Origin of the sequence: Streptomyces calvus (assembly GCF_006782915.1) — a bacterium.
GTDB lineage: Bacteria > Actinomycetota > Actinomycetes > Streptomycetales > Streptomycetaceae > Streptomyces > Streptomyces calvus.
The window spans coordinates 56508-66907 of the sequence record NZ_VCNP01000015.1 but is presented as its reverse complement, the minus strand read 5'-3'; the positions used below and the strand labels follow the sequence as shown (position 1 = coordinate 66907).

General features: G+C 72.4%; 9 protein-coding genes. 6 read left to right on the top strand and 3 right to left on the bottom strand.

Going from position 1 to position 10400, the window contains the following annotated elements; all coding sequences use genetic code 11:
- From FGW31_RS07565 to FGW31_RS07555, 3 genes are all read right to left on the bottom strand, one after another.
- Positions 1-609 (bottom strand): FadR/GntR family transcriptional regulator (locus tag FGW31_RS07565; protein ID WP_142192598.1); only part of this gene is annotated, 609 nt, incomplete at its 3' end.
- Positions 609-1682 carry a 2-oxoacid:ferredoxin oxidoreductase subunit beta gene (locus FGW31_RS07560; RefSeq protein ID WP_142192594.1) on the bottom strand — a complete coding sequence of 358 codons (1074 nt, stop codon included), beginning with the start codon at positions 1680-1682 and terminating at the stop codon, positions 609-611. The genes FGW31_RS07565 and FGW31_RS07560, both read right to left, overlap by 1 nt.
- Positions 1675-3561, bottom strand: coding sequence for a 2-oxoacid:acceptor oxidoreductase subunit alpha (locus FGW31_RS07555; RefSeq protein ID WP_142192593.1), 1887 nt, complete (start codon positions 3559-3561; stop codon positions 1675-1677). The genes FGW31_RS07560 and FGW31_RS07555 overlap by 8 nt, the downstream gene beginning before the upstream one ends.
- Positions 3562-3821: 260 nt before the next feature.
- Here FGW31_RS07555 and FGW31_RS07550 point away from each other — a divergent pair, with 260 nt between their 5' ends.
- From FGW31_RS07550 to FGW31_RS07525, 6 genes are read left to right on the top strand one after another with little or no spacing between them, the layout of a single operon-like run.
- Positions 3822-4505 (top strand): phosphoadenylyl-sulfate reductase, encoded by a 684-nt coding sequence (locus tag FGW31_RS07550; protein ID WP_142192592.1) that lies wholly within the window; start codon positions 3822-3824, stop codon positions 4503-4505.
- Positions 4502-5413 carry a sulfate adenylyltransferase subunit CysD gene (cysD, locus tag FGW31_RS07545; protein ID WP_182675339.1) on the top strand — a complete coding sequence of 304 codons (912 nt, stop codon included), beginning with the start codon at positions 4502-4504 and terminating at the stop codon, positions 5411-5413. The genes FGW31_RS07550 and cysD overlap by 4 nt, the downstream gene beginning before the upstream one ends.
- On the top strand, positions 5413-6735 hold the full coding sequence (locus FGW31_RS07540; protein ID WP_142192590.1) for a sulfate adenylyltransferase subunit 1: 1323 nt from the start codon (positions 5413-5415) through the stop codon (positions 6733-6735). The genes cysD and FGW31_RS07540 overlap by 1 nt, the downstream gene beginning before the upstream one ends.
- A complete protein-coding gene (locus tag FGW31_RS07535; protein ID WP_142192589.1) occupies positions 6732-7841 on the top strand; it encodes an ABC transporter substrate-binding protein in 1110 nt (369 codons plus the stop codon). The genes FGW31_RS07540 and FGW31_RS07535 overlap by 4 nt, the downstream gene beginning before the upstream one ends.
- Positions 7842-7872: 31 nt before the next feature.
- A complete protein-coding gene (locus tag FGW31_RS07530; protein WP_373303484.1) occupies positions 7873-8682 on the top strand; it encodes an ABC transporter ATP-binding protein in 810 nt (269 codons plus the stop codon).
- Positions 8669-9568: an ABC transporter permease gene (locus FGW31_RS07525; protein ID WP_142192587.1), complete on the top strand. Its 900-nt coding sequence runs from the start codon at positions 8669-8671 to the stop codon at positions 9566-9568. The genes FGW31_RS07530 and FGW31_RS07525 overlap by 14 nt, the downstream gene beginning before the upstream one ends.
- The last annotated feature ends 832 nt before the right edge of the window (positions 9569-10400 follow it).

Below are 10400 nucleotides of genomic sequence, written 5' to 3'. Positions count from 1 at the left end.
GGGCCCCCGGGGGGGGGGGGGGGCCGCCTCGGCGGCGGCCGTCTCCGGGGCCGCGGCGCGCAGCGCGGCCAGCAGCCGGGCGTGGTCCCGGCGCGCCTGCGGACACGACGGGGGCACGGGCCTGCCGTGCGGCACCACCTGCCCCAGGTTCGCGTACAGCTCGATCAGCACCTCGTTGCGGGAGGCGGCCACCACCGCCCGGTGGAAGGCGGCGTGCGCTCCCGCCTCGAGCAGTTCCTCCAGCCGCCGCAGGTCCGCCTCGTCGCGCCGCAGGGCGGCCGCCCGGGCCGCGGCCACCTCCAGGGCGCCGCGCACCTCGACCAGGTCGCGCGGTCCGGCGGCGGCGAAACGGCGTCGCATCACCCCGGGCAGTTCGCTGGTCGCCACCACATAGGTGCCCGAACCGTGCCGGATGTCCAGCAGACCGTTGTGGGCGAGCGCCCGTACGGCCTCCCGGACGGTGTTGCGCGCCACTCCGAGGCTCTGGACCAGCTCCGGCTCGGTCGGGATGCGGGAGCCCACCGGCCAGTCGCCGGAGGCGATCTGCCGGCGCAGCAGGGTCACGACGTGGTCGAACAGCCCGACGGGGCGGGGCACCGGACGCAGCATCACCGCGCCGCCCCCCGGTCCACGACGGTCCAGGTGTCGCCGCCGGTCATGAGGGCGGCGAGGTCGCCCTTGCCGTGTTGTTCGACGGCGGTGTCGAGCTGGTCGGCCATGAGGGTGTCGTAGACGGGCCGGTCGACGGAGCGGAAGACGCCGATGGGGGTGTTGTGGAGGGTGTCGGGGTCGGCGAGGCGGGACAGGGCGAACGCGGTGGTGGGCGAGGTGCTGTGGGCGTCGTGGACGAGGATGTCGGCCTCGTTGTCGGGGGTGACGGGGACGATCTTCAGGTCGCCGGTGGCCGGGTCGCGGACGACGCCCTTGGTCTGGTCGGTGCCGAAGCGGATGGGTTGGCCGTGTTCGAGGCGGATGACGGCTTCCTCGGCCTGCTGCCGGTCCTTGAGGACTTCGAAGGCGCCGTCGTTGAAGATGTTGCAGTTCTGGTAGATCTCGACGAGGGCGGTGCCGGGGTGGTCGGCGGCCTGGCGCAGGACCTCGGTGAGGTGTTTGCGGTCGGAGTCGACGGTGCGGGCGACGAAGGAGGCTTCGGCGCCCAGGGCCAGGGAGACCGGGTTGAACGGGGCGTCGAGGGAGCCCATCGGTGTCGACTTGGTGATTTTGCCGAGTTCGGAGGTGGGGGAGTACTGGCCCTTGGTGAGGCCGTAGATGCGGTTGTTGAAGAGGAGGATTTTGAGGTTGACGTTGCGGCGCAGGGCGTGGATGAGGTGGTTGCCGCCGATGGAGAGGGCGTCGCCGTCGCCGGTGACGACCCAGACGGACAGGTCGCGGCGTGAGGTGGCCAGGCCGGTGGCGATGGCGGGGGCGCGGCCGTGGATGGAGTGCATCCCGTAGGTGTTCATGTAGTACGGGAAGCGGGAGGAGCAGCCGATGCCGGAGACGAAGACGATGTTCTCGCGGGCCAGGCCGAGTTCGGGCATGAAGCCCTGGACGGCGGCGAGGACGGCGTAGTCACCGCAGCCGGGGCACCAGCGCACTTCCTGGTCCGACTTGAAGTCCCGCATCGACTGCCGGCCCTCGGCCTTCGGCACCAGCTGCAGAAGCGCGTTCGTGTCAGTCATCGATGGCCTCCTTCAGCGCCGTGGCGAGCTGCTGCGCCTTGAACGGCATGCCGTTGACCTGGTTGTAGGAGCGGGCGTCGACCAGGTACTTCGCCCGGATCAGGGTGGCGAGCTGCCCGAGGTTCATTTCCGGGACCACCACCTTGTCGTACGCCTTCAGGACCGTGCCGAGGTTGTGGGGGAAGGGGTTGAGGTGGCGCAGGTGGGCCTGTGCGATCGACTCCCCGGCGGTGCGCAGGCGGCGTACGGCGGCGGTGATGGGTCCGTAGGTGGAGCCCCAGCCCAGGACCAGGGTGCGGGCGTTGTCCGGGTCGTCGACCTCGATGTCCGGGACGTCGATGCCGTCGATCTTGGCCTGGCGGGTGCGGACCATGAAGTCGTGGTTGGCGGGGTCGTAGGAGATGTTGCCGGTGCCGTCCTGTTTCTCGATGCCGCCGATGCGGTGTTCCAGGCCGGGGGTGCCGGGCAGGGCCCAGGGGCGGGCCAGGGTCTGCGGGTCGCGCTTGTAGGGCCAGAAGGTTTCGGTGCCGTCGTCCAGGGTGTGGTTGGGGCCCTGGGCGAACTGCACGGTCAGGTCGGGCAGTTCGTCGGGGTCGGGGATGCGCCAGGGTTCGCTGCCGTTGGCGAGGTAGCCGTCGGACAGCAGGAAGACCGGGGTGCGGTAGGCCAGGGCGATGCGGGCGGCTTCCAGGGCGGCGTCGAAGCAGTCGGCGGGGGTGCGGGGCGCGACGACGGGGACGGGGGCCTCGCCGTTGCGGCCGTACATGGCCTGGAGCAGGTCGGCCTGTTCGGTCTTGGTGGGCAGGCCGGTGGAGGGGCCGCCGCGCTGGATGTCCACGATCAGCAGCGGCAGCTCCAGCGAGACGGCCAGTCCGATGGTCTCGGACTTCAGGGCCACGCCGGGGCCGGAGGTGGTGGTGACGGCGAGGGAGCCGCCGAAGGCCGCGCCGAGCGCGGCGCCGATACCGGCGATCTCGTCCTCGGCCTGGAAGGTGCGCACGCCGAAGTTCTTGTGCCGGCTGAGTTCGTGCAGGATGTCCGAGGCGGGCGTGATCGGGTAGGAGCCCAGGTAGAGCGGCAGGTCCGCCTGACGCGAGGCGGCGATCAGCCCGTACGACAGCGCCAGGTTCCCCGAGATGTTCCGGTACCGGCCCACGGGGAAGACGGCCGGAGCGACCTCGTAGGAGACGGCGAAGTCCTCCGTGGTCTCACCGAAGTTCCAACCGGCCTGGAAGGCTGCGAGGTTGGCCGCCGCGATGTCCGGCTTCCTCGCGAACTTGGTCTTCAGCCACCGCTCCGTACCGTCCGTCGGCCGGTGGTACATCCACGACAGCAGGCCGAGGGCGAACATGTTCTTGCTGCGTTCGGCCTCCTTGCGGCTGAGGTCGAAGTCCTTCAGTGCCTCCACGGTCAGCGTGGTCAGCGGCACCGGGTGCAGGTGGTAGCCGCCCAGCGAGCCGTCGTCCAGCGGGCTGCTGTCGTAGCCGACCTTCTGCATCGCCCGCTTGGTGAACTCGTCGGTGTTGACGATGATCTCCGCGCCGCGCGGCAGGTCGCCGATGTTGGCCTTGAGCGCGGCCGGGGTCATCGCCCCCAGCACGTTCGGCGCGTCACCGGGCGTGAGGATGTCGTGATCGGCGAAGGGGAGCTGGAAGGACGACACACCCGGCAGGGGTCCGGCAGGGGCACGGATCTCGGCCGGGAAGTTCGGCAGCGTCGACAGGTCGGTGCCGAACGACGCTGTCTCCGAGGTGAAACGGTCACCGGTGAGGTGCATACCGTCCCCCGAGTCCCCCGCGAACCTGATGATCACCCGGTCCAGCCGGCGGACCTCCACCGCGCCGGGCGCCCGGCGCGCCGATGCTCCCGTGGACACCATCTCCGAGCCTCTTCTCTACTCGCTCGCGGGCACCTTCGAGAGCCGGATGCTGGCAGCAGCCACTGACCGTTCGCTGACGGCCCGCTGGGCGCGACCGGCCCACCGCGGCTCGAGGCGCGGGGTCAGTGCGACGTCAGCGACGTGTACACCGCCGCGGTTAGCCTGCGCCTGCCGTTCAACCGCCCGGTGCGGCATGAACGCGCGCTCTCCACCTGTCTTTCCTCGGCGCCTCGCTCGGGGACGTATCGAGAGGGCTACAGATGCACGAACTCCAGCAACTGGCGATCCGCGCCGGTGCGGAGCTGGAAGAGGCACCGGCGCTGGAGATCCTGCGCTGGGCCGTCGACACCTTCGGCTCACGCCTGTGCGTCACGTCCTCGATGGAGGACGCCGTGGTGGCGCACCTCGCCGCACGGGTGGCGCCGGGAGTGGACGTCGTCTTCCTCGACACCGGCTACCACTTTCCCGAGACCCTCGGCACCCGCGACGCCGTCGAAGCGGTCCTGGACGTCAACGTCGTCACGCTCCGGCCCCGCCAGAGCGTCGCCGAACAGGACGCCGAACACGGCCCGGAGCTGTACCGCCGCGACCCCGACCGGTGCTGCGCACTGCGCAAGGTGCAGCCGCTGGAGGAAGGGCTCGCCCGGTACGACGCCTGGGTCACCGGACTGCGCCGGTTCGACTCGCCGCAGCGCGCCGCCACACCCGTGGTCGGCTGGGACGCCGCACGGCAGAAAGTGAAGATCTCGCCCATCGCCCGATGGACCCGCGAGGACGTGGACACGTACATCGCCGACCACGCAGTGCTGGTCAACCCCCTGCTCTCGGACGGCTACGGCTCAGTGGGATGCGCTCCCTGCACCAGGCGGCTGCTGCCGGGCGAGGACGCCCGGGCCGGCCGCTGGACCGGGCGCGCCAAGACGGAATGCGGGCTCCACACATGACGACCGAGACGGACATCCCCGTACGGCACCTGGACGCACTCGAGTCCGAGGCGGTGCACATCTTCCGTGAGGTGGCGGGCGAGCTGGAACGCCCCGTCATCCTGTTCTCCGGCGGCAAGGACTCCATCGTCATGCTGCACCTGGCGCTGAAGGCCTTCGCGCCGGCGCCGCTGCCGTTCCCGCTGCTGCACGTCGACACCGGGCACAACTTCCCCGAGGTGCTCGACTACCGCGACCGCACCGTCGCCCGGTACGGGCTGCGGTTGCACGTGGCGTCCGTGCAGGAGCACATCGACCGCGGGCAGCTCAAGGAGCGCCCCGACGGCACCCGCAACCCGCTGCAGACCGTCCCGCTCGTGGAGGCGATCCAGACCCACCGCTTCGACGCGGTGTTCGGCGGCGGGCGGCGCGACGAGGAGAAGGCGCGGGCCAAGGAACGCGTGTTCAGCCTGCGCGACGAGTTCGGCGGCTGGGACCCGCGCCGGCAGCGGCCCGAACTGTGGCAGCTCTACAACGGCCGGCACGCCCCCGGCGAACACGTCCGCGTGTTCCCGCTGTCCAACTGGACCGAACTGGACGTGTGGCAGTACATCGCCCGCACCGGCATCGAGGTCCCCTCCATCTACTACGCGCACGAGCGTGACGTGTTCCTGCGCGACGGCATGTGGCTGACCGCGGGCGACTGGGGCGGCCCGAAGGACGGCGAACCGGTGGAGCGGCGGACCGTGCGCTACCGCACCGTCGGCGACATGTCCTGCACCGGCGCGGTCGACTCCCGCGCCGCAGACCCCTACGCGGTGATCGCGGAGATCGCGGCGTCGCGCCTCACCGAACGGGGCGCCACCCGGGCGGACGACCGGATGTCGGAGGCCGCCATGGAGGACCGCAAGCGCGAAGGATACTTCTGATGACGACGGGCACCGAGCACCACGCCACCGCCGGACACCACGCCACCCTGCTGCGGTTCGCCACCGCCGGCTCCGTCGACGACGGCAAGTCGACCCTGGTCGGACGGATGCTGCACGACTCCAAGTCGCTGCTCGCCGACCAGCTGGAGGCCGTCGAACGCGCCTCCCGCTCCCGTGGCCAGGAAGCCCCCGACCTGGCGCTGCTCACCGACGGCCTGCGCGCCGAACGCGAGCAGGGCATCACCATCGACGTGGCGTACCGGTACTTCGCCACCGCCCGGCGCAGCTTCATCCTGGCCGACACCCCCGGGCACGTGCAGTACACGCGGAACATGGTCACCGGGGCGTCCACCGCCGAACTGGTGATCGTGCTGGTCGACGCCCGGCACGGCGTGGTGGAGCAGACGCGCCGGCACGCGGCGGTCGCCGCGCTGCTGCGCGTCCCCCACGTGGTCCTCGCGGTCAACAAGATGGACCTGGTCGGCCACGCCGAGTCCGTGTTCGCGGACATCGCCGACGAGTTCACCGCGTACGCGCAGGAGCTCGGCGTGCCCGCGGTCACCGCCATCCCCATGTCGGCGCTCAACGGGGACAACGTCGTCGCGCCGTCCGCCCACATGGACTGGTACGGCGGACCCACCGTGCTGGAACACCTGGAGACCGTCCACGTGACGGCCGAACCGGCGCACGCCCCGGCACGCTTCCCGGTGCAGTACGTCATCCGCCCGCAGACCGCCGAACACCCCGACTACCGCGGCTACGCAGGCCTGATCGCCTCCGGCACGCTCCGCGTCGGCCAGGACGTCGTGGTGCTGCCGTCCGGGCACCGCTCGGTCATCAGCGGCATCGACCTGCTGGGCGAGCGCGTCGAGTCGGCGCGCGCACCGCAGTCGGTGACCGTGCTGCTCGCCGACGACCTGGACGTCTCGCGCGGCGACCTCATCACCCCCGTCGGATCCCCGCCCACCCTCACCCGCGACATCGAGGCCACCGTCTGCCACCTCGTCGACCAGCCGCTGCTGCCCGGCCGGAAGGTGCTGCTCAAGCACACCACCCGGACCGTGCAGGCGGTGGTGCGGGAGATCGAGAGCCGGGTGACGCTCGACCCGCTCCACCGGCACCCCGGACCCGACCGGCTCGTCGCCAACGACATCGGCCGGATCCGCCTGCGCACCGCCGAACCCGTCGCCCTCGACCCGTACGTCGTCTCCCGCCGCACCGGCTCGTTCCTGCTGATCGACCCGGCCGACGGATCGACCCTCACCGCGGGCATGGCCGGCGAGTCCTTCGTCACGCGCGCCCCCGCGGGACCCGGCGCATGAACGGTGGACGACGCCTGCGCGCCGCCCTGGCGGGCCTGCTCACCCTGCTCGTCCTCGCGGGCTGCGGCTACGGATCCGAACGGGTCGACACCGGCGCCCGGGTCGCGCCGAAGGGCCCGAAACTGTCCGTGGACGAGGTGCGCGTCGGCTACTTCCCCAACCTCACGCACGCCACCGCGCTGGTGGGCGTGCGTGAGGGCTTCCTCCAGAAGGAACTGGGCGGGACGAAACTGGCCACCGCCACGTTCAACGCGGGCCCGGCCACGGTCGAGGCGCTGACCTCCGGCTCGGTCGACCTCGCCTGGATGGGACCGTCACCGGCGATCAACAGCTACACCAAGTCGGGCGGGAAGAGCCTGCGGATCGTCGCCGGGGCCGCGTCCCGCGGCGTCAGACTCGTCGTGAACCCCGACAGGATCCGCACCGTGGCGGACGTCAAGGGCAAACGCATCGCCAGCCCGCAGCTCGGCAACACCCAGGACGTGGCCCTGCTCAACTGGATCTCCCGGCAGGGCTGGCAGGTCGACGCCGCCTCCGGACGCGGTGACGTGTCCGTCGTGCGCACCGACAACCGGCTCGCGCCGTCCGCCTACCGGTCCGGCTCCATCGACGGGGCCTGGGTGCCGGAGCCGACGGCCTCCCTGCTGGTCGCCGAGGGCGCGAAAGTCCTCCTGGACGAGGCCGACCTGTGGCCCGACGGCCAGTTCGTCATCACCCACCTCGTCGTGTCGCAGCGCTTCCTGACGGAACACCGGGACGTCGTCGAGGCGGTGGTCCGCGGATCGGTGCGCACCAACGCGTGGATCAACAGCCGGCCCGGACCCGCGAAGGCATCCGCCAACGCGGCGCTGCGGCACCTCACCGGCAAGGAACTCCCGCAGAAGATCATCGACGCGGCCTGGCCGTCCCTCACCTTCACCGACGACCCCCTGGCCGGCACCCTCGGCGCGCAGGCCGAACACGCCGTCCGCGCCGGCCTGATGCGACGGCCCGACCTCACCGGCATCTACGACCTGCACGCGCTGAACACGCTGCGCGCGGCGGCGGGCCGGCCGGCGGCCGACGACGCCGGGCTCGGCGTCCCACGAGGCGTGGCACCGCGCTGACCGCCCCATCCGCACCCAGGAGTTGACCCCAGTGCATCCGACAACGATCACGGAGCAGGACGCTGCGTCCGGCGCGGCCACCCTCGCACCCAGCACACCGGCCGTCCGCGTGGTCGGCGCCCACAAGTCCTTCGTCCGGCCGGAAGGCGTCCAGACGGTCCTCCAGGACATCAGCATCGACGTCGCCCCGGGCGAGTTCATCTGTCTGCTCGGCGCCTCCGGATGCGGCAAGTCCACTTTGCTCAACCTGGTGGCCGGGCTCGACGAACCGTCCTCGGGCCGGATCGAGGTGGCCGGCGGCCGGCCCGCCCTGATGTTCCAGGACCACGCGCTGTTCCCGTGGCTGACGGCGGGCCGGAACATCGAGCTGGTGCTCCGGCTGCGCGGCGTGCCCAGGGCCGAACGCCGCACCCGCGCGGAGGAACTCCTCGGCCTGGTGCGGCTGCAGGACGCGTACGGCAAACGGGTCCACGAACTGTCCGGCGGCATGCGCCAGCGCGTCGCCCTCGCCCGGGCCCTCGCCCAGGACTCCGACGTGCTGCTGATGGACGAGCCGTTCGCCGCGCTCGACGCCATCACCCGGGACGTCCTGCACGAGGAACTCACCCGGATCTGGCAGGACACCGGCGTCTCCGTCCTGTTCGTCACGCACAACGTGCGCGAGGCGGTGCGGCTGGCGCAGCGCGTGGTCCTGCTGTCGTGCCGGCCCGGCCGGATCGCCCACGAGTGGAGCGTCGGCATGCCCCAGCCGCGCCGCACCGAGGACCCCGCGGTGGCCGAACTGTCCGCGGAGATCACCGAGCAGCTGCGGAAGGAGATCCGGCGCCATGGGCGGCACTGACACCGGTACGGCGCGACCGGCGGGCGCCGACGACGAACTCGCCGGCCTGGAAGCGGGCCTGGACTCCCTGGAGACGCAGCCCGTCTCCCGGGTCCCGGTCCGCCAGGTCCTGCGGCAGAAGGTGGCCCCGCCGCTGCTGGGCGCCGCCGTCGTCCTGGCCGTCTGGCAACTGCTGCACACCGGCGGGCTGGTGTCCGAGGAGCGGCTGCCCACCCCGCGCGCCGTCGGCGACAGCTTCCTCACGCTGTGGCGGCAGGGCACCCTCTTCGAGATCGTCTGGACCAGCCTGGAACGCGGCCTGCTGGGCTTCCTCGCCGCACTGGCCATCGGCACGCCGCTGGGGCTGGTCGTGGCCCGCGTCCCGTTCGTCCGCGCCACCCTGCAACCCGTGCTGTCCGGACTGCAGTCACTGCCGTCGGTGGCCTGGGTGCCCGCGGCGATCATCTGGTTCGGACTCACCGACGCGGCGATGTACACGGTGATCCTGCTCGGCGCGGTGCCGTCGATCGCCGTGGGACTGGTCTCGGGCATCGACCAGGTGCCGCCGCTGTACCTGCGGGCCGGCCGCACGATCGGCGCGACGGGGCTGCGCGGGGCCCGGCACATCGTGCTGCCCGCCGCACTGCCCGGCTACACGGCGGGACTCAAACAGGGCTGGGCGTTCTCCTGGCGGTCCCTGATGGCGACGGAACTGATCGCCTCGTCGCCGGAGCTGGGCGTCGGCCTCGGCCGCTACCTCGCCAACTCCCGGGAGGCGATCGACCTGCCCGGCGTGTTCTTCGGGATCCTCCTCATCCTCGCCGTCGGCGTCCTGATCGACCTGCTGGTCTTCAGCCCGCTGGAACGCCGGGTCCTGCGCAGCCGCGGCCTCGCGCCGCGCAACTGACACCACCCGGCACCACAGCCCGGAGGCGGTCACGGGGTCGTGACACACGGCGCGGGAGTGCGGTGCGACGGTGCACCGTAGCCCGTGACCGCCTCCGGTACCACCCACCCAACGGACAGCACGGCCCCCGGCAGCAGCCGGGGGCCGTCCGCGTCCCCGGACGCGGCGGACGGTCCCGGACGCCGGCGAACTCCGGCGCCGACGCCCGGTCGCGCCGCGCACGGTGCCGCGCAGCCGTCCGACTGCCACGGCACCGGCACCACTCGACCACCGTCGGCACGGTGACGGCACGGGCCCGCCGACGCCGGGCCACCGGCGGGCGCGGGCGCGCCGCGCCGGGGCCCGCGCGCCGAGGCCCGGACCGGGCACGCGGTGGTGAGGCCCGGACCGGGCACGCGGTGGTGAGATCCGGAACCGGGCACGCGGTGGTGAGGTCCGGAACCGGGCACGCGGTGGTGAGGTCCGGAACCGGGCACGCGGTGGTGAGGTCCCGAACCGGGCACGCGGTGGTGAGGGGTGCGGTGCGCGAGGTGGGCGCCGACTGCACGGCGGTGTTCCCGGGGCGCACGGACGCTGTGAGCGCAGGCGCGGCGGACGCGGTGAGCGGATGCGCGGCGGACGCGGTGAGCGAAGGCGCGGCGGACGCGTGTGCCTGCCGGAGGCAGGGGCCCGCAGGTCGCGTAGGCGCCGGGACCGCTGGTCGTGTGGGCGCCGGGACCGCTGGTCGCGGGGATGCGGGCCCGCGGGCCCGTAGGGGTGCCGGGCCGTCGTTCGTGGGGAGGCCCGGTGGTCCTGCGGCACGGTGTGCGTGCCGGATGCGGGACGGGTCCGT